This window comes from Pseudomonas fluorescens HK44, from assembly GCF_000217955.3.
GTDB classification, from domain to species: domain Bacteria; phylum Pseudomonadota; class Gammaproteobacteria; order Pseudomonadales; family Pseudomonadaceae; genus Aquipseudomonas; species Aquipseudomonas fluorescens_AQ.
Genome location: NZ_AFOY02000015.1, coordinates 1,517,635 through 1,537,571 on the forward strand (window position 1 = coordinate 1,517,635; position 19,937 = coordinate 1,537,571).

The 19,937-nt window shown below is 59.8% G+C and carries 17 protein-coding genes; 6 read left to right on the top strand and 11 right to left on the bottom strand.

Annotation, left to right across the window (positions count from 1 at the left end):
• Positions 1–84: 84 nt before the first annotated feature.
• Positions 85–1,806 carry a bifunctional isocitrate dehydrogenase kinase/phosphatase gene (aceK, locus tag HK44_RS19770; RefSeq protein WP_019692471.1) on the bottom strand — a complete coding sequence of 574 codons (1,722 nt, stop codon included), beginning with the start codon at positions 1,804–1,806 and terminating at the stop codon, positions 85–87.
• 129 nt (positions 1,807–1,935) lie between these two features.
• On the opposite strand from aceK, the gene HK44_RS19775 reads away from it, so the two are divergent.
• On the top strand, positions 1,936–2,844 hold the full coding sequence (locus HK44_RS19775) for a DMT family transporter (protein WP_019692472.1): 909 nt from the start codon (positions 1,936–1,938) through the stop codon (positions 2,842–2,844).
• A gap of 59 nt (positions 2,845–2,903) precedes the next feature.
• Here the strand turns inward: HK44_RS19775 and HK44_RS19780 are convergent, their stop codons facing one another.
• The 3 genes from HK44_RS19780 to cysK all read right to left on the bottom strand — a co-directional run bounded on the left by HK44_RS19780 (position 2,904) and on the right by cysK (position 5,800).
• Positions 2,904–3,284, bottom strand: a complete 381-nt coding sequence (locus HK44_RS19780) for a type 1 fimbrial protein (protein ID WP_019692473.1) — start codon at positions 3,282–3,284, stop codon at positions 2,904–2,906.
• 287 nt (positions 3,285–3,571) lie between these two features.
• Positions 3,572–4,510, bottom strand: a complete 939-nt coding sequence (locus tag HK44_RS19785) for an aspartyl/asparaginyl beta-hydroxylase domain-containing protein (RefSeq protein WP_019692474.1) — start codon at positions 4,508–4,510, stop codon at positions 3,572–3,574.
• A gap of 315 nt (positions 4,511–4,825) precedes the next feature.
• Positions 4,826–5,800, bottom strand: coding sequence for a cysteine synthase A (cysK, locus tag HK44_RS19790; RefSeq protein WP_019692475.1), 975 nt, complete (start codon positions 5,798–5,800; stop codon positions 4,826–4,828).
• A 254-nt stretch (positions 5,801–6,054) separates the two neighbouring features.
• On the opposite strand from cysK, the gene HK44_RS19795 reads away from it, so the two are divergent.
• Together HK44_RS19795 and HK44_RS19800 are read left to right on the top strand one after the other, a co-directional pair.
• Positions 6,055–6,900, top strand: coding sequence for an AAA family ATPase (locus tag HK44_RS19795; RefSeq protein ID WP_024265085.1), 846 nt, complete (start codon positions 6,055–6,057; stop codon positions 6,898–6,900).
• Positions 6,901–6,931: 31 nt separating this feature from the next.
• Positions 6,932–8,110 carry a vWA domain-containing protein gene (locus HK44_RS19800; RefSeq protein ID WP_019692477.1) on the top strand — a complete coding sequence of 393 codons (1,179 nt, stop codon included), beginning with the start codon at positions 6,932–6,934 and terminating at the stop codon, positions 8,108–8,110.
• A gap of 171 nt (positions 8,111–8,281) precedes the next feature.
• On the opposite strand, the gene HK44_RS19805 is transcribed toward HK44_RS19800, so the two are convergent.
• Genes HK44_RS19805 through HK44_RS19815 form a run of 3 tightly spaced genes read right to left on the bottom strand, consistent with a single transcriptional unit; the run spans position 8,282 to position 10,649 of the window.
• Positions 8,282–9,199: a biotin-dependent carboxyltransferase family protein gene (locus tag HK44_RS19805; RefSeq protein WP_019692478.1), complete on the bottom strand. Its 918-nt coding sequence runs from the start codon at positions 9,197–9,199 to the stop codon at positions 8,282–8,284.
• Complete coding sequence (pxpB, locus tag HK44_RS19810; protein ID WP_019692479.1) at positions 9,196–9,900, bottom strand: 5-oxoprolinase subunit PxpB; 705 nt, start codon at positions 9,898–9,900, stop codon at positions 9,196–9,198. Before pxpB ends, HK44_RS19805 begins: the two co-directional genes overlap by 4 nt.
• Positions 9,897–10,649: a 5-oxoprolinase subunit PxpA gene (locus HK44_RS19815; protein ID WP_019692480.1), complete on the bottom strand. Its 753-nt coding sequence runs from the start codon at positions 10,647–10,649 to the stop codon at positions 9,897–9,899. The genes pxpB and HK44_RS19815 overlap by 4 nt, the downstream gene beginning before the upstream one ends.
• A 276-nt stretch (positions 10,650–10,925) precedes the next feature.
• Between HK44_RS19815 and HK44_RS19820 the strand changes: the two genes are divergently transcribed.
• From HK44_RS19820 to HK44_RS19830, 3 genes are read left to right on the top strand one after another with little or no spacing between them, the layout of a single operon-like run.
• Complete coding sequence (locus HK44_RS19820) at positions 10,926–12,848, top strand: IucA/IucC family protein (RefSeq protein ID WP_019692481.1); 1,923 nt, start codon at positions 10,926–10,928, stop codon at positions 12,846–12,848.
• Entirely contained in the window at positions 12,838–14,049 is a 1,212-nt protein-coding gene (locus HK44_RS19825; protein WP_019692482.1) for an MFS transporter, read from the top strand. Before HK44_RS19820 ends, HK44_RS19825 begins: the two co-directional genes overlap by 11 nt.
• 13 nt (positions 14,050–14,062) lie before the next feature.
• Positions 14,063–16,174: a TonB-dependent receptor gene (locus HK44_RS19830; RefSeq protein WP_019692483.1), complete on the top strand. Its 2,112-nt coding sequence runs from the start codon at positions 14,063–14,065 to the stop codon at positions 16,172–16,174.
• 44 nt (positions 16,175–16,218) lie between these two features.
• On the opposite strand, the gene HK44_RS19835 is transcribed toward HK44_RS19830, so the two are convergent.
• The 4 genes from HK44_RS19835 to ltrA all read right to left on the bottom strand — a co-directional run bounded on the left by HK44_RS19835 (position 16,219) and on the right by ltrA (position 19,874).
• A complete protein-coding gene (locus tag HK44_RS19835; protein WP_019692484.1) occupies positions 16,219–16,761 on the bottom strand; it encodes a DUF2937 family protein in 543 nt (180 codons plus the stop codon).
• A gap of 13 nt (positions 16,762–16,774) precedes the next feature.
• On the bottom strand, positions 16,775–17,551 hold the full coding sequence (locus HK44_RS19840; protein WP_019692485.1) for a class II glutamine amidotransferase: 777 nt from the start codon (positions 17,549–17,551) through the stop codon (positions 16,775–16,777).
• 32 nt (positions 17,552–17,583) lie between these two features.
• Positions 17,584–18,081, bottom strand: coding sequence for a hypothetical protein (locus HK44_RS19845; protein ID WP_020723541.1), 498 nt, complete (start codon positions 18,079–18,081; stop codon positions 17,584–17,586).
• Positions 18,082–18,176: 95 nt separating this feature from the next.
• Positions 18,177–19,874, bottom strand: a complete 1,698-nt coding sequence (ltrA, locus tag HK44_RS19850; protein ID WP_019692487.1) for a group II intron reverse transcriptase/maturase — start codon at positions 19,872–19,874, stop codon at positions 18,177–18,179.
• Positions 19,875–19,937 lie beyond the last annotated feature (63 nt).

The window sequence follows — 19,937 nt, forward strand, 5'->3', positions numbered from 1 at the left end:
GGCTGCGAAGCGGCCCCAAAAGGGGACTGCTGCGCAGTCCAGCGGGAGCAAGCTCCCTCGCCACAAGGTGTTCACTCAGTAGGGTTATTCGTTTTCCAGGCCTTTGCGCCGATACGGGAACACATCGATCACCTTGCCGGCGCGAATCGCCGCTTGCAGGCCTTTCCAGTAATCGGCGTTGTACAGCTCGCCATGCAGTTGATCGAACAACCGTCGCTGCCCGGAGTCGGCGAACAGGAACGGTGGGAACTCCTCGGGGAACACGTCCAGCGGCCCGATCGAATACCACGGCTCGGAGGCCATTTCGTCTTCCGGCGTGCGCGGTTGCGGGATGTGGCGGAAGTTGGCTTCGGTGAGAAAACAGATCTCGTCGTAGTCATAAAACACCACGCGCCCGTGTCGGGTGACGCCAAAGTTTTTCAGCAGCATGTCGCCAGGAAAAATGTTCGCCGCCGCCAGTTGCTTGATCGCCAGGCCGTAATCTTCCAGCGCTTCGCGCACCTGCGCGTCGTTGGCGTTTTCCAGGTAGAGGTTCAACGGGGTCATGCGCCGCTCGGTCCAGCAGTGGCGGATCAGCACCGTGTCGCCTTCCACCTGGACCGTCGTCGCGGCGACTTCCAGCAGCTCGGCCAGGCACGCCGGGTCAAATTTGCTCAACGGAAAACGGAAGTCGGCGAACTCCTGGGTATCAGCCATGCGCCCGACCCGGTCGACGCTTTTCACCAGGCGATACTTCTCGATCACCGTCGCGCGGTCGACGTTTTTCGACGGCGAGAAACGGTCCTTGATGATTTTGAATACGGTGTTGAACCCCGGCAGGGTAAACACGCTCATGACCATGCCGCGCACGCCCGGGGCCATGATGAACTGGTCGTCGGTGTTGGCCAGGTGGTTAATCAACGCCCGGTAGAACTCCGACTTGCCGTGTTTGTAGAAACCGATCGAGGTGTATAGCTCGGCGATGTGCTTGCCCGGCAGGATGCGTTTGAGAAAGCCGATGAACTCCGCCGGCACCGGCACATCGACCATGAAGTACGAGCGGGTGAACGAAAAGATGATCGACACTTCGGCTTCATCGGTGATCAACGCGTCAATCCGAATCCCCTGGCCTTCGCGGTGCAGAAACGGAATCACCAGTGGCCATTGCTCGTCCGTGGTGTAGATGCGTCCAACCAGGTAGGCGCCCTTGTTGCGGTAGAGCACCGAGGAAAATAACTCGACGCTCAGTTCCGGGTCCTTGCAGACCCAATCGGGCAAATTCTCGCGCAGTTGCGCTTCGAGCCGGCGCAGGTCGCGGTCGAGGTCGGCGTAGTCTTCGCTGAAGCGGTAATCGGCAAAAATGCTCGCGAGCATGCCGGACAACTGTCCATGCGGCTTATAGGTCCGGGTCTGCGCGGCCCGGGCCCGGTGCAAGCTGGGCCGGGTGGTGTGGATAAACATGCAGCCATCGCTGATCAGGTCATGACTGAACAGCCCGCAGAAAATCGAGTTGTACCAGGTCTCGGACAATTCATCGTCGAAACGCAGGTCGATCAGGTTGATGTAGGCGCTTTTAACCAGCGGCCAGCAGCCGACATCCATCAGCACATCTGCCTCGAAGGCGGCATGCAGGCGACCCACCACTTCGCTGACCTTGGCTTCGTAGAGGTTGATCCGCGCCGCCGACGCGATCTGCGTTTCCTGCCACTGCGCCTGTTCGAAGCGCGCCCTGGCACCGTCAGTGATCTGGCGGAAATGCTCGCGGTAATCGTCAAAGCCGTCGAGGATCATCTGGGCGATATCGGCGGCGGGCCATGGCTGCGGCATGTGAAGACCTCTGCGGGATGGTTCTTATCGTTGGGGCTGAGCTTAGAGGTCAATTGTTACGCAACGCAACCATTGCCTTGGCTCCGGGAGACAGCGACACTTGCGCCCTGATAAAGGAAGGAACGAGCCGTGAACCCCGTCGATATTCTGCGTATGTTGTCGCTTGCTGCCATTTGGGGAGCGAGCTTTCTGTTCATGCGCATCATCGCCCCAGTGATTGGCACAATCCCCACTGCTTTTTTCCGCGTATCGATCGCCGCCACCGGGTTGCTGGTGATTCTGACGCTAATGCGGATCAGTTGGGATTTCCGTGGCAAGTTCAAAACCGTGCTGTTGCTCGGGATGATCAACTCCGGTCTTCCAGCGACCCTGTACTCAGTGGCCGCTCTAGTGCTACCGGCCGGTTACTCGGCGATTTTCAACGCCACCACACCGCTGATGGGCGTGCTGATCGGCGGCCTGTTCTTCAGCGAAAAACTCACCCTCTCGAAGATTGCCGGGGTGGCCCTCGGGTTGTTTGGCGTCGCCATCCTGACCCGCGCAGGTCCAGTGGCCTTCGACATGGAATTGCTGATGGGCGCCCTCGCCTGCCTGCTGGCAACCACCTGCTACGGTTTCGCCGGGTTCCTGGCGCGACGCTGGCTCGACCATCAAGGCGGTCTCGACAGCCGTCTCTCGGCATTGGGCAGCATGCTTGGGGCAACGCTGTTCGTGTTGCCGTTGTTCGGCTACAGCGTCATCACTCAGCCGCCCGTTAGCTGGGGAGGCTGGAGCGTCTGGTTGTCACTGCTGGGCTTGGGCCTGGGCTGCACGGCATTCGCCTACATCCTGTATTTCCGTTTGCTCAGCTCCATCGGTCCGGTCAAATCGATGACCGTGACCTTCATGATCCCGCCGTTCGGCGTGTTGTGGGGCGCGTTGTTTCTCGATGAACCGCTGTCGATGGCACACCTGTATGGCGGGATGTTGATTGCTGGGGCGTTGTGGCTGGTGTTGAAGCCAGCGGCGGTGAAGGTGCCCGAACTGGTAGAGCAATAACCGATAGGCCGCGGCGCATCGACACACAATGCGCCGCCAGGGCTTGCGTGCAGTTCACCTCAAGGCGAAGTCAGCGTAATCAGGTAAGCGCCTGAGTTAACCGGTTTGCCGGCTGCGTCGACCAAGGCGTATTGCTGATCGTAGTAACGGCCATCCTTGCTCCCGTTCGCGACCAGTTTCACGCCCACGCGAGAATGATCGAGCGCACTGACCGAGCGAACCGGCTCAATGCTGCGCACACTGATCGAGTTGCCGCTTACCCTGGTCGGACAACCGTTGAATTCAAACGTCGAACTCGCCCCCACGCGGGAGCTACAACCCGGCTCGACAATGCTGCCGCGGAACTGGATGACACCCTGACCCGACGGGGTGGCCGCCAGGCATGCACCGCTCAGCGCGAAGAACAGGCTGATACCGACCGACAAACGCTTACCATTCATGTTGACGCTCCTTAGGGATGCAAGGACTGCTTCGACAAGTCTGGCTGGAATCTTGAGCTTTTTAAGGGATGTCTGATGTTTTTTTGGCTGGAGTTGCCAACGACATCCTTGGGAACTGAAATTCAGTCGTTGTGTTCAGGCGGGCACAGGGAACAGCAGAAACCGCTGATCAGCCCGAGAAACCACCGCGCACACCGACGTACGACCCGTAGCAGCTGCCGAAGGCTGCTACAGATCGCGTTATGGCTGGGATTACTCACAAGGAGTGGTTTTTTATTGAAAAAACTTCAGCCAAACAACCAGTAACCCAACGCCGTCAGCACCACAACCGCCATTACTGGCCGCAGGATGCGGTACAGCTTCGGATTGCGGCGCTTCCATTGTTTGACCACTGCGCTGAATTTGTCGCTCGAGTTCTTGCTCCAGGCGTAGACCTTGTTGATCCCGCCGACGCGCTCGTCATCGAGGTTTTGCGGCGCCGTGGCACGGCCCAGCAGGCCACTGATATAACGGTTGATACGCGTCATCAAGCGGTTGCTCAACGGTCGCTCGATGTCGCAGAACAGAATGACCCGGGTCGTTTCGGTTTCGTTCTTGACCCAGTGCACGTAGGTTTCATCGAACATCACGTCTTCACCGTCGCGCCAGGCGTAGACCTGGCCGTCGACAAAAATGCGGCAGTCGTCGGAGTTCGGTGTCGACAAGCCCAAGTGATAACGCAGGGAACCGGCAAACGGGTCGCGGTGCGGGTTGAGGTGGCTACCGCCCGGCAACAGGGCAAACATCGCGCCTTTCACATTAGGGATACGGCTGACGAGCTCGACGGTTTTCGGGCACAGCAATTCGGCCGACGGCAGCGGTTTGTCGTACCACTTGAGGTAGAAACGCTTCCAGCCCTTCTTGAAGAACGAACCGAAACCGGCGTCGTTATTCTTCTCGGCGGCGCGAATGTAGCCTTCGTCAAACAGGTGCATGGCCTCGTCACGAATGACTTCCCAGTTTTCCTTGAGCACATCCAGTTCCGGGAACTTGCTGCGGTCCAGGTACGGTTTGGACGGCACTCCAGAGAACAGGTACATCAGGGCGTTATAGGGAGCGAACAGCGCCGAGTGGTTGACGAACTGACGCAAGACCGGCAAACGCGCCTTGCCGCGCAAATGCACGTAGAGCGTGCTGCCGATGAACAACAGCAACAGCGACGCCTTTGCGGCAAAGGAAAAGGTCATGGGGCAACTCCTTGAAAATAGGTCACTCTGCGCAGCGTCATTGACCCGACGTGGCAGCCGGCAATGATAAACACTACCGGCCTTGGGAAAAACCCGCATAACTGAACAATCAGTGTTAAAGGTTGCGCAATAAAGCACTTATTAACATAAGGCACCTGAACCTTGACTGATTTGAGTCAACATAAGTCCCCTGTGGCGAGGGAGCTTGCTCCCGTCAGCTGACGCGATCAGTCTGACGAAACACCCTCGCAGTGTTAAGGAGTGCTTCGCACTCCAGCGCGAGCAAGCTCCCTCGCCACAACGTCAACACAGACGTTACTGCTGCAACTCTTGCTCGGTAAACAAATCGCTGAACAGCATGCTCGACAGGTAACGCTCACCGGAGTCCGGCAGGATCACCACGATGGTCTTGCCCTGCATTTCCGGGGTTTCGGCCAGACGCACGGCAACCGCCATGGCCGCGCCGCAGGAAATCCCGGAGAGAATCCCCTCCTCCTGCATCAGACGCAGGGCCATGGCCTTGGATTCTTCATCGCTGACCAGCTCGACCCGGTCAACCATCGACAGATCGAGGTTTTTCGGTACAAAACCCGCGCCGATGCCCTGGATCTTGTGCGGGCTTGGCTTGATTTCCTCACCGGCCATGGCCTGGGTGATCACTGGCGAGACCAGCGGTTCTACCGCCACCGACTGAATCGGCTTGCCCTTGGTGTTCTTGATATACCGCGAGACGCCGGTGATGGTCCCACCGGTGCCGACACCCGAGACCAGCACGTCGATGGCGCCATCGGTGTCGTTCCAGATTTCCGGACCGGTGGTTTTTTCGTGGATCGCCGGGTTGGCCGGGTTCTCGAACTGCTGCGGCATGAAGTAGCGGGACGGATCACTGGCGAGAATTTCAGCTGCCTTTTCGATGGCCCCCTTCATGCCTTTGGCAGGCTCGGTCAGTACCAATTCGGCGCCAAGGGCCTTGAGCACCTTGCGTCGTTCAATGCTCATCGACGCCGGCATGGTCAGCACCAGCTTGTAGCCGCGAGCAGCCGCGACGAACGCCAGGCCGATGCCGGTGTTGCCCGAGGTCGGTTCGATAATGGTCATGCCCGGCTTGAGTTTGCCGCTGCTTTCGGCATCCCAGATCATGTTTGCGCCGATCCGGCATTTGACTGAATAGCCCGGATTGCGCCCCTCAATCTTCGCCAGAATGGTCACGCCGCGAGGCGCAATACGATTGATCTGAACCAATGGCGTATTGCCGATGGAATGCGCGTTATCAGCAAAAATGCGGCTCATGGCTGAGTCCTTATGCAGCGTTAAAGTAGCCTCCAAGGGTATGCCTAGCACCCTTGGGCGTCCAGTCGCGGAACGGGCGGGGCCCCATGTCTGGCCGCTTGCCGAGCTGACCAAGTCACCATCTGACGCCCCATTCAGAGACTGAATACGCCGTCTGCGTTCACAGTCGACCGGGCGCCGCGTTATAGTCGGGCATACTTTTATTTCGCCCGCCCTGCCCGGCCAGGTCGGCGTTACCGTTCGAGGAATTACCGATGAAGTTCGAAGGCACCCGCGCCTATGTCGCCACCGATGACCTGAAGCTGGCGGTCAACGCCGCCATCACCCTGGAGCGGCCCTTGCTGGTCAAGGGCGAACCCGGCACCGGCAAGACCATGCTCGCCGAGCAACTGGCCGAGTCCTTCGGTGCCAAGCTGATCACCTGGCATATCAAGTCCACCACCAAGGCTCACCAGGGCCTGTACGAGTACGACGCGGTCAGCCGCCTGCGTGACTCGCAGTTGGGTGTGGACAAGGTCCATGACATCCGCAACTACCTGAAAAAGGGCAAGCTGTGGGAGGCCTTCGAGTCCGAAGAGCGGGTGATTTTGCTGATCGACGAAATCGACAAGGCCGACATCGAGTTCCCGAACGATCTGCTGCAAGAACTCGACAAGATGGAGTTCTACGTTTACGAGATCGACGAGACCATCAAGGCCAAACAGCGTCCGATCATCATCATTACCTCCAATAACGAGAAAGAGCTGCCGGACGCCTTCCTGCGCCGCTGCTTCTTCCACTACATCGCCTTCCCGGACCGCGTCACCCTGCAAAAAATCGTCGACGTGCACTACCCGGACATCAAGAAAGACCTGGTCAGCGAAGCGCTGGACGTGTTCTTCGACGTACGCAAAGTCCCAGGCCTGAAGAAGAAGCCATCGACATCCGAACTGGTCGACTGGCTCAAATTGCTGATGGCCGACAACATCGGCGAAGCGGTACTGCGCGAACGCGACCCGACCAAAGCCATCCCGCCGCTGGCCGGCGCCCTGGTGAAGAACGAACAGGACGTGCAGTTGCTTGAGCGTCTGGCGTTCATGAGCCGTCGCGGCACCCGCTGATACTCTTCTTACAAGATCAAGGGCGAAAGCCATGCTGCTCAACCTGTTCAATGAAATGCGTGCAGCCAAGGTGCCGGTCTCGGTGCGTGAGCTGCTGGACCTGATCAACGCGCTGAAACAGCGCGTGACCTTCGCCGACATGGACGAGTTTTATTACTTGTCGCGGGCGATTCTGGTGAAGGACGAACGGCATTTCGACAAGTTCGACCGAGCGTTCAGTGCCTACTTCAATGGCCTGGAAAAACTTGACGATCACCTTCAGGCACTGATTCCCGAAGACTGGTTGCGCAAGGAGTTCGAACGTTCGCTGACCGATGAGGAACGCGCGCAGATCCAGTCCCTCGGTGGCCTCGACAAGCTGATCGAAGAGTTCAAGAAGCGTCTCGAAGAACAGAAAGAGCGCCATGCCGGCGGCAACAAGTGGATCGGCACCGGTGGCACCAGCCCGTTCGGCTCCGGCGGTTTCAACCCGGAAGGCATCCGGGTCGGCGATGCCGGCAAACGCCAGGGCAAAGCGGTCAAGGTCTGGGACCAGCGCGAGTACAAGAACCTCGACGATCAGGTCGAGTTAGGCACGCGCAACATCAAGGTGGCCCTGCGGCGGCTGCGCAAATTCGCCCGCCAGGGTGCGGCGGACGAGCTGGACATCGACGGCACCATCGACCACACCGCCCGTGACGCGGGGCTGCTGAATATTCAGATGCGCCCGGAACGCCGCAACACCATCAAGTTGTTGCTGCTGTTCGACATCGGCGGTTCGATGGACGCCCATGTGAAGATCTGCGAGGAGCTGTTCTCGGCCTGCAAGACCGAGTTCAAGCACCTTGAGTACTTCTACTTCCACAACTTCATTTATGAATCGGTGTGGAAGAACAACATGCGCCGAGGTTCGGAACGCACGGCCACCATGGACTTGCTGCACAAGTACGGCGCCGACTACAAAGTGATTTTCGTCGGCGACGCCGCCATGGCGCCTTATGAAATCACCCAGGCCGGCGGCAGCGTCGAACACTGGAACGAAGAAGCCGGTTACGTGTGGATGCAGCGCTTCATGGAGAAGTACAAGAAGCTCATCTGGATCAATCCGTACCCGAAAGACACATGGGGCTACACCTCCTCGACCAAGATCGTGCGCGATCTGATCGAAGACCAGATGTTCCCGTTGACCTTGCGCGGGCTGGAAGAAGGGATGCGGTTTCTCTCCAAATAACTGCGTTCTCTGTGGCGAGGGGGCTTGTCGGAACGCCGCAGCGCCCCGTTCGGCTGCGCAGCAGTCGCAAATCGGCTGCATGCGTTTACCCGATAGAACCACGCCACAGGTTTTAGGGTCGCTTCGCAACCCAACGGGGGCAAGCCCCCTCGCCACAATGCTCGGCTGTGCTTAAAGAAACCTGCGCAAATACTCAACCTGCTGCCGATGCGCCGTTTCCTGCACCATCGGCGCCAAGCGGATCTGCTGCCCCGGCAAACACTGTGCCAGTCGCGCCAACGCCAACGGTGTCAACGCGCCTAAGCGTGGATAACCGCCAATGGTCTGCCGATCATTGAGCAACACGATCGGCTGCCCGTCCGGTGGCACTTGAACCGCGCCCAGCGGGATGCCTTCGGAAATCATCGGTTTGCCCTGGTACTGCAACGCCGTCCCCAGCAAGCGGATGCCCATGCGATCACCACGACTGTCGAGGGTCCAGACACGGTTGAAGGCGTCGAACAGGCTTTGTCCGCTGAACTCGCCATGTTGCGCACCGAGCACCAGATCCAGCGGCTGATTCTGCGTAAAGTCCGCTCGCTGCTCGCGCGGCACCTCCCGCAGCGCCTGCGCCGGCCCGGAATAACCCAACTCGGCACCTCGCGCCAAAGGCCGGCCAAAACCGTCCAGACCACCGAGCTCTTCACGTACCACCGTCGCACAACTGCCCAACACCTGGGGCGCGTTGAAACCGCCGGGCGCTGCCAGATAGGCGCGGGCACCGAGCACCGGTAGAGTGAATTGCAAACGCTGGCCTTTCTTCAGTTGAAAACTGCGCCACGGCGCCAGCGGCTGGCCGTCGAGCAGCACACCGAGGTCTGCCCCCGCCAGCGCCAGACAGCAATCGTCTTGCGCCTCCAGGGTCAAACCGCCGAGGGTGACTTCAATCACCGCGGCCTCCAGCGAATTGCCCAGCAGCCAGTTGGCCCAGGACATCGACAGCCAATCCGCCGCCCCGCCCTGGGTCACGCCCAGATGCCGCACACCGAACCGGCCGGCATCCTGCAGCAAGCACAGCGGCGTGCTGGTTTCGATCCTCAAACGGCTCATGCCAGCACCTCCAGCGGTGTATCGTCGCCGCCCAGATTGACGAACTCGGCATGACTGACCGCGGCAAAACGCACGGTATCGCCGGGTTGCATCAGGCTGTAGCCCTCACGCTCGCGATCGAACAGTTTGGCGGGGGTGCGGCCGATCAGGTTCCAGCCACCCGGAGAAACCACCGGATACGCCGCGGTCTGCCGCTCGGCAATCCCCACGCTGCCGGCCGCCACGCGCTTGCGCGGGGTATTCAAACGGGGCGCGGCCAGTACTTCTTCGACCAGTCCCATAAAGGCAAATCCCGGCGCAAACCCCAGCGCGAACACTTGATACTCACGCTCGCTGTGGCGGCGAATCACCTCCTCCACGGCCAGCCCGCTGCGCTGCGAAAGCAGGCTCAGTTCAGGTCCGACACTGAGGTCATACCAGACCGGCAACACATGACATTGGCCACTGGTCCGGGCGTTGGGGGTCAGATCGGTCAACGCTTCGGCGATCAGTTCACGCGCCTGGACCGGGCTCAACGCCAGCAGATCGTAATGCACCATCAGGGTCGTATAGGACGGCACCAGATCGATCAAATGCCCGGCGAACCCTGTACGCAGTCGCTCGCTGGCGGCGAGCATCCACGGCATGTTGGCTTCGGCGATTTCATCGAACAGCCGCACCATCAGGCAATCGATGGCCACCACTTCAACCCGTGGCTTCATGGCGCGCTCTGCTGATTCAACGCTTCACGGATCCGCTGCACAGCCGCCACCGAACTGGCGTTGTCGCCGTGTACGCACAGGGTGTTGGCCTGCAAATGCAAGGCGCTGCCGTCACTGGCGACAAGGTTGTCACCGCGAGCGATGGTCAGCGCCTGTTGAATGATTGTCTCGGGATCGTGATGCACCGAACCCGGCAACTGCCGCGAAACCAGATGCCCGGCGCTGTCATAGGCCCGATCGGCGAACGCTTCGAACCACAGCGTCACGCCGTACTCGTCGCCCATCAGTTGAGCCGCATGGTTGTCACGGGTCGCCATCAGCATCAACGGCAATTGGGGGTCATACGCCGCGACGGCCTGAATCACCGCCCGCAGTTGCGCCGGGTTGGCCATCATGTCGTTGTACATCGCACCGTGGGGTTTGACGTAACTCACGCGAGCACCCTGCGCCCGGCAAATGCCGTCCAGCGCGCCGATCTGGTAGTGCAGCAGATCCTGAAGTTCCTGCGCGGTGTAGGCCATGGAACGGCGGCCAAACCCCAGCAGATCCTGATAGGCCGGATGCGCGCCGATCTGCACGCCATGGCTCAGCGCCAGGCTGACGGTCTTGCGCATGATGCTTGGGTCACCGGCGTGGAACCCGCAAGCAATATTGGCGCAATCGATGTACGGCATCACTTCGGCATCCAGCCCCATGGTCCAGTGACCAAAGCTTTCGCCGATATCGCAGTTCAATAGCAGGCGGCTCACGGTGGGCGCTCCTTTAAGCTGTTGTTGTGTTGGCTGCGGGACATTTCTATCTGTCCCGCAGATTATCAGTTACCGCGCATCGAATGGCTTGGTTGTGGAGGGCTATGCGCAGAAGGTCGACGAGCACTACATCGTCTTGAGCAAAGACTAGACCAGCCTCTGAATAGGAGCTTCTCCACATCACAAGTAGTAATTACTATCATTTGCATTATTATTTTAAGACGGTATTCTCTGCGCGCATTCAGCTAAACAACTGTCCAGAAGGAGTCGGACTTGATGCGCGCCTACACGCAAAAACAACAGCAACTGCTCTCACACTGGAGCGAAGCCCTTGGCACCCAGGCTTTCCAGTCCCACCGCATCACCCTCGATCATTTGAGCAATGCGCTGGAGCCCGCCGCCCGGCGCTGCTTCCAACGCCTGATCCAGGCGCTGTTTCGTGAAGGTCTGATCAACCCCGACGCCTGCGAATACGACGACAACCGCCGCTGCTGGCTGCCGCTGGGCGACGGTGCACACCTGTGCTTCGACCACCTGTCCGGCGGCAGGATGAACAGTTGGGACGTGCGCGGCAGCATCGTCCTGCACACCCCCGACGCACTGCCTCACAAAATCCAGCTGCCCAGCGAACTGCTCGCCCATCTCGGCACTCTGCTCAACCCGCCTGCGTCCCCGCAGGTCCTGGAACGTCTGGCCCGCGAGCTGGATGACAGCTACAGCAACGACACCCTGTGCCTGGCGTTCCACCATGGATGGACCGAACGCCTGAGAGAGCAGATCGGAGCTGAACACGACGACAACCTGCTCGCCTGGCTAAAAGCCAGCCCCGGTCACCAGAACCCGACGTCGCTGCTCGAACAGTGGGGCACGCTCGGCCATCCGTGGCACCCCAACTACAAGACCAAACTGGGCTTGAGCGCCACTCAGGTCATCGCTTTCTCGCCGGAGTTCGAAGCGAGCTTCCCTATTGTGCTGTGCGCCCTGCACCGCCAGTACGCCCACGTCGAAACGCTCGCCGGCAGCGCCGATTACTGGGAGTGGTGGCAAGGTCACTTCCCACAGGCCGCCGAACAATTGCAGCGCCATTTGCAGCAGTTGGGCCTCGAAGTAACGGACTACCTCCCGCTCCCGTCGCACCCCTGGCAAGCCGATGAAGAGCTACCAAAATCGTTCGCCAACGAAATCGCCGACAACCTGTTGATCATCACCGACATCGTGGCCTTCACTGGCCATCCGACCATGTCCTTTCGCACCGTCGTGCCCCAGGCCAGTCGCGTTGCGCCGATGGTCAAATTGCCGGTGGCCTTACGGCTGACCAGCGTGCAGCGCACCGTGTCACCGCGCTCGGCCCGGATGGGGCCGCGCATCAGTCAGCTGTTGCTGGATATTCTGGATCAGGAGCCGCAGATTCAGCGTCTGCTGAACATCGTGCCGGAGCGCATCGGCCTGCATTACGCGCCACAACCGGCCAATGACGAACTGTCCCGGCATGCCGCCGTGCTGTACCGCGACAACCCGCTGACCCTGCTGCAAGAAGGCGAGTTGGCGATACCGGTCGGCAGCCTGTTCGCCGTCAACGAATTCGAACAGCCGTTGCTGCGCGATTGGGTACGCCTGGCCCAGGGCCGTGACGACAGCGAGGCCATGCTGGCGTTCTTAGATGACTACCTGTCGATTGCCGTACCGAGCCTGCTGGGCATTTACCTGATGTATGGCGTGGCGTTCGAAGCGCACCAGCAAAACAGCTTCATGGTGATGGGCGCTGACGGGCAGTTGAATCGGCTGTTACTGCGTGACTTCGGCGACATTCGCATCGATCGCAAAACCCTGCACGCCAAGGGCCTGGATATCCAGCTGCACGATCCGAAAATGACCCTGTACGACGAGTCCGGTTTTGTCCGCGACAAACTCCTGCACACCACGTTCATGTGCCACCTCGGCGAGCTGACATTGCTCTGTGCCCGTCACTGGAACGTATCGGAAAACCTCCTGTGGGAGTGTTTGGCAGCACACGTTGCACAGTGCTTCGACGCCTTGCGCGAACGTGTCGAGCCGACACGCTGGGACAGCGAGCGCGCGGCCTTGCTGGAACAGGACTGGCCGGCCAAATCGTTCATGCGCATGCGCTTGCACGACAGCCACGCCGACATCGTCGGGCGCCTGAGCAACCCACTGCGATCCAGCGCCCATGCTCGCTGACAGTCGCGCACTGCGACTGCTGATCGTCATCCAGTTTGTCTCCATGGGTGCCATGGAAATGAGCGGCCCGTTCTGGCCCTTGCAGATCCGGCATCTGCTCGGGCCAGAGGGCGCCGGCTACACCGCGCTGTTATCGGCGCTGGTCTATGCAGGTCCCATGCTCGCGGCCATGCTCCTGACTCCCGTGTGGGGCCGGTTGGGTGATCGCACCGGGCACAAGCCGATGATCGTTCGGGCGTTGCTGGCATTGGCGTTGTGCCAAGGGTTGGCGGCCATCACCGTCGACCCGTGGCTGCTGGTGGGGATTCGCGTGATGCAAGGCGCATTGGCCGGGTTTCTCGCCGCCGCGCAAGCCTATGCCCTCGCCTGCTGCGACAGTTCCCGGCGCGGTCACACCCTGGCCCGCCTGCAATCGGCGACCGCCGTCGGCTCGTTGATCGGCCCGGTGCTGGGCGGCGGGCTGATGGATATCTCGGGATTCGCCCTGCTCTGTTATGGCGCGACGGCGATTTGCCTGCTGTGCGCGCTGGGGAGTTTTTTCCTGCCGGCCGACAAGTCCCGCGCCTCGACGAAAAAACCGCTTGCGCCGGTGGCCCTGCCCAAAGGCTGGCTCGGTGGAATCCTGCTGGTGATCGTGTTGATTCAGGCCGCGAAGATGATGCCGCAGCCGTTCTACGCGCTGTACGTCGCCGAGATTCTGCACGCACCGGGCTGGCTGATCGGCGCCACTTATGCGGCGAGCGCCGCGACCCTGGCCATTTCCGCCCCGCTGTGGGGACGCCTGTTCGACCGCTGGCAACCGGCCTACACCTTGCGCGTCATCGAAGGCGTCGCCTGGCTGTGCACCCTGACGCTGGCGGCCACGGCACTGGCCAACGAATGGCTGGGGTTTCTCGTCAGCCGGCTGGTCTGGGGTATCTGGCAAGGCGCCCTGCTTCCGGTCGCCTATGCACTGATCGCCAACACCGTTGCTTCAAGCCAACAGGGTTTTGCCCTCGGCCTCGGCAACAGCGCGGCCAAGGCTGGCGCCTTGCTCGGTGCCGTCCTCGGCGGAATCGGCATGGGGCTGGTCGGGCTGGCGCACAGCTTCTGGCTGGTGGCGCTGACTTACGCGCTGGCCGCCGTCGGGATTCGCTGGGTGCGGTCATTCACCTCCACACCCGGCCCAACGCCCTTATCTACCCACACTTATCAAAACTAAAAAAGACCACGTCATGACCCGAACCAAACTTTCTCTGTTGATTCCGCTGCTTGGCTCCTTCAGCGCCCAAACCTGGGCCGAGGAGACCGAGCAGCAACCCGGCACCTTGAACATGCAAGCCACCGTCGTCTCCGCGACTCGCAGCGAAGCGAGCATTGCCTCGATTCCGGGCTCGGTCCAGATCATCGACGAACAGCAGGTCCGCGAGCAAAGCGGCGCGGGTCGTCGGGTCTCCGACATTCTCGGGCAATTGGTGCCCGGCCTTGCGCCGTCCAGCGGCGGGATGAGCAACTTCGGCCAGACCCTGCGCGGGCGCAACATGCTGGTGTTGATCGACGGCGTATCGCAGAACGCTACGCGCGACAACTTCCGCCAGCTCAACAGCATCGCGCCGGCCAGCATCGAGCGCATTGAAGTGATTTCCGGCGCCAGCAGCATCTACGGTGCCGGCGCTTCGGGCGGCATCATCAACATCATCACCAAGCGCAATCAGGGCCAGGACATTGCCTACAGCAGCAAACTGGGCCTGACCAGCGGCAACAACCTCAACAGCAAAGGCTTCGCCTACGAAGCTTTCCAGAGTGCGACCGGGCGCAAGGATGCGCTGGACTGGTACATGTCCGCCGACCTGACCCAGCGCAACGATCAGTTCGATGGCAACGGCAAGCGCATCCCTCAGGACACCTCTCAGGGCAGCAACATGGACACCGAAACCTATGACCTGCAAGGTCGTTTCGGTTACGAACTGGATGCCGACAAAAAACTCAGCCTGTCGCTGCAGGACTACAAGGACCAGCAGGACACTGACTTCACCAAAGACCCGAAAAACCTGCAGCAAGCCGTAGCAGTCAAAGGGCTGAAACTCGACGACCAGCCCTACACCCATAACCAGGCAGTCAACCTCAACTACACCGACAAGGACTTCTATGGTCAGGGCCTGCAGCTGGAAAGCTACTGGCGACGGGCCGACGCGCTGTTCTTCCCGGACCTGTCGCGGGGCAAGGCCGGGATCGCCGACAACAACAGCGTGCAGGATGTCTATGGCTTGCGCGCGGCCATCGACACGCCGTTGCCGGCCATCGGCAGCGCTACGGGCAATCTGGTCTGGGGCGCCGACTACGATCACGAGCGCTCCCGCCAGCGGGGTGACCAATACACCCTCAAAGGGCTGACCTACACCAAGACCGGCACCACCTACGAGATGGGCCCGGATCTCGAAACCACCACCAAGGCGCTGTTCGGGCAAATGTCCTGGGACGTTGGCGACTGGACCTTGCGTGGCGGTGTGCGCCGCGAGTGGATCGAAAGTGAAGTCGCCGACAGCATCGCCTACGGTCAGATCGTCCAGACCGGCGTCCGCGCCACCCTGCCCGGCGACACCCTCAAATATGACGCCACGCTCTATAACCTGGGCGCGGTCTATCACCTGAGCGAGAACCAGGACCTCTTCGCCAATTACAGCCAGGGTTTTTCGCTGCCGGATATCCAGCGCTTCTTGCGTGACGTGAACAGTACTTTCGACATCCAGAGCCTCAACGCCCAGGCCATCAAGGTCGACAGCTACGAGTTGGGCTGGCGCGGTAACTGGGACCAGTGGCAGGCCGACGTCACCGTGTATGAAAACACCTCGGACGTAACCCAGTTCTACGATGCCAATGATCGCGTCCTGCGCCTGATCAATCAGAAGGAACGGGTGCACGGCATCGAAAACAGCCTGACCTACCGCGCGACCGATCACTGGTCGGTGGGGGGCACTTATGCGTGGGCCAAGGGCGAGACCGAGCAGAACGGCAAATGGATCGACCTGCCGGCGACACGCATCTCCCCGGCCAAAACCACGCTGTTCGTCGGCTACACCGAAGATGACTACACCCTGCGGCTGCAAGGCATGCGCCTGGCCAGTTACGACGCCGCCGCCAAGGACAACAACGGGCGCGACATCAAGGGCTATACGCTGGTGGACCTGCTGGGCTCGGTGCGATTACCGGTCGGGCGTCTTGAAGGCGGGGTGTACAACCTGACCGACCGCACGTACGTCAACCTGTTCGCCCAGGCCAATGCCAAAGCGCCGTTCGCCAACGCCGAAGGCCGTACGTTGAGCATGAGCTACTCGATCGATTGGTAAATAAGACAGGAGCCGGCGTGCCGGCTCCTGCACTCTCGACGGAGTTACAAACCGCGCAAATCACGCTCTTCGATCGGTCGGCTCTGGCGCAGGCGCTTGCCGCCCAACACCACCCAGTCGATCAGGCGGAACAGGCATTCCAGACCGAACGACAGCAACATCGCCCCGCTCAGCCCCCAGCCCATGGCTTCAGGCGTCAGCAACAGCTGGTAGCTGTAGCCATTCCAGGTTTCCTTGCGAATATCCGGGTCAGCCGCCAACACCACCTGCAAGACGCGGATGTACCACGGGCCTTGCATGGCCTGGAATTGCTTGTCCAGCGCCAACTGGCGAGTGAGCAAGGTGCTCAGGCTGTCGGCATCACTGCGAAACACCGGGTCATCACTGGCACGGTAATGAGCGACCAATGCTTGCAGATCGCCCTTGAAGAACTGCTCGGCAGTGCCTTGAAACCCTCGCAAGCCGGTCTGCGCTTCGATCAGGTGCGCCTCGACCCGCTTGGCGTAATCATTGATGAAACCCGGCACCTGCACACCCACCAACAGGCCGATCGCAAACAACACCAGCCGCAAATAACTGAGCAACATAGAAAGGTGTTCCTTATTCGGTCTTGCCCGAACTGACGCATTCGCCGCGTCGCCACAGGCTCCATTGGCCCGGTTCGTAACGGGTCCAGGTTTCGTTTTCGGTCAGGGGTTCGGTGGCAATGACCGTCACCACATCGTTGGGTGTGGTTTCGGCCTGGAAGTCGACGATAACGTCTGCATCCTTCAAGCGTGCCGGACCAAACGGTGCGCGTCGGGTGATGTGCGCCAATTTGCTCGAGCAATAACAGAACAGCCAGTCGCCGTCGCTCAACAGGCAGTTGAACACACCTTTGCTACGGTATTCGGCGCACGCCGCCACCAGGCTCGGTAGCAATTGCTCGACGTCAACCGGTTCCGGGAAGGCTTTACGCACGCGGTTGAGCACATCGCAGAACGCCGCTTCGCTGTCGGTGTCGCCAATCGGCCGGTAAAAACTGGCGGTCGGCTGGAAGTCGCCGAGTTGGCCGTTATGCGCGAAACACCAGTTGCGGCCCCACAACTCACGCACGAACGGATGAGTGTTGGACAGGCAGACCTTGCCGACGTTGGCCTGGCGGATATGCCCGATCACCACTTCGCTTTTGATCGGATAGCGCTGTACCAACTGCGCGACTTCGGACTCACAACTCGCCGCCGGGTCCTGAAACAAGCGCAGGCCACGGCCCTCATAGAACCCGATGCCCCAACCGTCCCGATGCGGGCCGGTTCGACCGCCACGCTGCATCAGCCCGGTGAAGCTGAACACGATGTCGGTCGGTACATTGGCGCTCATGCCCAATAACTCACACATGCCTGGACTCTCGCTTCAATGTCGGGGCAACGTCAAAGACGGGGTTCGACTCGCGAACGCTGGGGGTTGCTCGGAACCGGCGGGCGACCGTAACGATCATCGCCAGCACCACCAAAGGGCTGGTCATCATCCAGATCGGCAGCCTTGGCAGCGGCTTTCGCGGCGGCCTCCCGTTCCTTGCGAGCATTGGACGCGCGCTCGATGGGAAAGCGGATCAACGCGAAGATCAGGTAAATGCCGAAGACGATCATGCTGTACATGACCAGGTCGGAGATCGCGCGCCAGATGTTGTTACCAACCTTGAACAGCAGGTCCAGGGCAGTAATGGCGATGGCCGGGGCGAATTTTTCCTTCACCGGGTCGATAATGGTCGGGCTGAACAACAGCACGACCACGAGCAGACGCAGTGGCTCGCGCAACCAGCGCCACATCCAGCGGGTCAGCCGCATCCACACCAACAGGCAGCCCAAAGCGGCAAAGGCGTAAAGGCCCCAAGCGATCAGATAGTCGTTCTCGGTCATGGTGTCCATGGCAAGGCAGGCAAGTCGGGTAGAGACAGGCCATTACTGGCCTGCCTCCCCCTAAGAACCGTACGTGCGCCTTTCAACGCATACGGCTCAAGTCTTTAGAAAGCCCCTTGCGGAGCCGGTTTGTTCACTGTCAATCCACGGCTGTGAAGCTGTTGGTGACAAATAGGATGCAATAGTACCCGGTTATCCAGGGTGTCTCTACCGCCATGAGTGCGGTGGATAATGTGATGGTCATGCCATCCCGTTTCCTTCGTAATCGGTTGTTTGCACATCAGACACAGTCCTTTCTGGCTTTGATAGAGACTGAGAATCTGTTTGCGATACTTCAGCTTTTTCAGCATCTGTGCCGTCCGCAGCTTCTCGCCCATTTCTTCCATGGAAGGGTCGAAGGGGTTGTACTCCCCACTAACCTTCCTGTGTCGTTCGATCGGTGTACTCGCAAGCGAATACAGAGCGACCTCCTTTTTCGTCCCGTTTTCCTCCAACATCGTGGTGGCAAACACCCAACTTCTGCTTCCTTGAATTCGGAAATACTTCTTCCCGATCCATTGCAGTGACTTGTTCGGGTGCCGCCGCTTTGCCCAACGCCATAGAGCATGAAACAACAAATTATCCATGCGGCTGTAGGCCTGCTTGGCTACTACAGGCTGGTGATACAGCGCCCAGCCTTTCAAGATGGGATTGAGCAATCGAATCAAATACTCCTGCTTCACCATCTTGTTGGCGTCGATGACCTCCTTCACCTTGTGATAGAACGCCTTGACGTTCTTCTTACTCGGTTTGATCAGAAGCTTCCCGTCGTACTTACGGAAATTCCAACCCAGAAAGTCGAAGCCTTGATCGGTATGGACGATATGTGTTTTCTCAGGGGATAACTGCAACCCGCGTACTGCCAGGAATTGCTCCACCCAAGGTCTGATTTCGCTTTCCAGTACCTCTTTCGAGTTTCCAGTAATCACAAAATCATCCGCATACCGCACCACGTTGATCTTCAGCTTTCTGGCCCTTGTCACGCCCAGATACTGCTTGAGCTGTGTTTCCAAACCATCGAGCGCCATATTTGCCAAGGTAGGCGAGATAATCCCGCCTTGTGGCGTACCAGCATCCGTTGCCTGTAGCTGGCCTTTATGAATCACGCCAGCCTTCAACCATTTCCGAAGAATCGCTTTGTCCATAGGGACGTTGGCGAGCATCCAGTCATGATTAATGTGATCAAAGCAGCCTTGTATGTCCGCCTCCAGTATCCATTGGGCCGAGACCTTCTTGGACAGGCAAACAAACAACTGACCCATCGCATCCGCCGTGGAGCGTTCGATCCTGAAGCCGTAGCTATTCGGATCGCCCTTGGTTTCTGCAATGGGGGCCAGAGCCAGCAAATACAGCGCCTGCATAGCCCTGTCAGTCATGGTTGGGATACCCAAAGGGCGTTCCTTCCCATTCGACTTCGGAATGAACACACGCCGTAAAGGTCGTGGCTTATATCCGTGACGCTTCAACCCATTTGCCGCTTTCCATTTTGCGTCGGGTGTATCCCAGAGCACGCGGTCGACTCCCGCCGTGCGCTTACCCTGGTTTTCAGTGACTCGCCGTACGGCCAAGTATCTGGCCGATCGAGAGCGGGTCAGCATCCGTTGCAGGGCTTTCACCCTGCGCCATTTGCCTTCCCGACAAGCCTTCGCAATCCGCACCTGCATTGCCCGAACATTCCGCTGAACACGACACCAATCGATGTCATGCCATTGTTGCGGAGTGCCAGAAAGCGCAGGCACGGCCATTTGGCTGTGCTCTATCATGCTGCCTTCCTCTCAAGTTTCCCCGAGCAGAAGACGTACGCATCCCCTGACGGGAATGGACGC

What these genes read in the sequence shown, in the direction of transcription:
- HK44_RS19835 (WP_019692484.1), bottom strand. Translation starts at nt 16,761, where the DNA reads ATGTTGCTCAGTTATTTGCGGCTGGTGTTGTTTGCGATCGGCCTGTTG.
- HK44_RS19845 (WP_020723541.1), bottom strand. Translation starts at nt 18,081, where the DNA reads ATGGACACCATGACCGAGAACGACTATCTGATCGCTTGGGGCCTTTAC.
- HK44_RS19785 (WP_019692474.1), bottom strand. Translation starts at nt 4,510, where the DNA reads ATGACCTTTTCCTTTGCCGCAAAGGCGTCGCTGTTGCTGTTGTTCATC.
- HK44_RS19805 (WP_019692478.1), bottom strand. Translation starts at nt 9,199, where the DNA reads ATGAGCCGTTTGAGGATCGAAACCAGCACGCCGCTGTGCTTGCTGCAG.
- HK44_RS19820 (WP_019692481.1), top strand. Translation starts at nt 10,926, where the DNA reads ATGCGCGCCTACACGCAAAAACAACAGCAACTGCTCTCACACTGGAGC.
- HK44_RS19830 (WP_019692483.1), top strand. Translation starts at nt 14,063, where the DNA reads ATGACCCGAACCAAACTTTCTCTGTTGATTCCGCTGCTTGGCTCCTTC.
- HK44_RS19780 (WP_019692473.1), bottom strand. Translation starts at nt 3,284, where the DNA reads ATGAATGGTAAGCGTTTGTCGGTCGGTATCAGCCTGTTCTTCGCGCTG.
- HK44_RS19825 (WP_019692482.1), top strand. Translation starts at nt 12,838, where the DNA reads ATGCTCGCTGACAGTCGCGCACTGCGACTGCTGATCGTCATCCAGTTT.
- ltrA (WP_019692487.1), bottom strand. Translation starts at nt 19,874, where the DNA reads ATGATAGAGCACAGCCAAATGGCCGTGCCTGCGCTTTCTGGCACTCCG.
- HK44_RS19800 (WP_019692477.1), top strand. Translation starts at nt 6,932, where the DNA reads ATGCTGCTCAACCTGTTCAATGAAATGCGTGCAGCCAAGGTGCCGGTC.
- pxpB (WP_019692479.1), bottom strand. Translation starts at nt 9,900, where the DNA reads ATGAAGCCACGGGTTGAAGTGGTGGCCATCGATTGCCTGATGGTGCGG.
- cysK (WP_019692475.1), bottom strand. Translation starts at nt 5,800, where the DNA reads ATGAGCCGCATTTTTGCTGATAACGCGCATTCCATCGGCAATACGCCA.
- HK44_RS19840 (WP_019692485.1), bottom strand. Translation starts at nt 17,551, where the DNA reads ATGTGTGAGTTATTGGGCATGAGCGCCAATGTACCGACCGACATCGTG.
- HK44_RS19795 (WP_024265085.1), top strand. Translation starts at nt 6,055, where the DNA reads ATGAAGTTCGAAGGCACCCGCGCCTATGTCGCCACCGATGACCTGAAG.
- aceK (WP_019692471.1), bottom strand. Translation starts at nt 1,806, where the DNA reads ATGCCGCAGCCATGGCCCGCCGCCGATATCGCCCAGATGATCCTCGAC.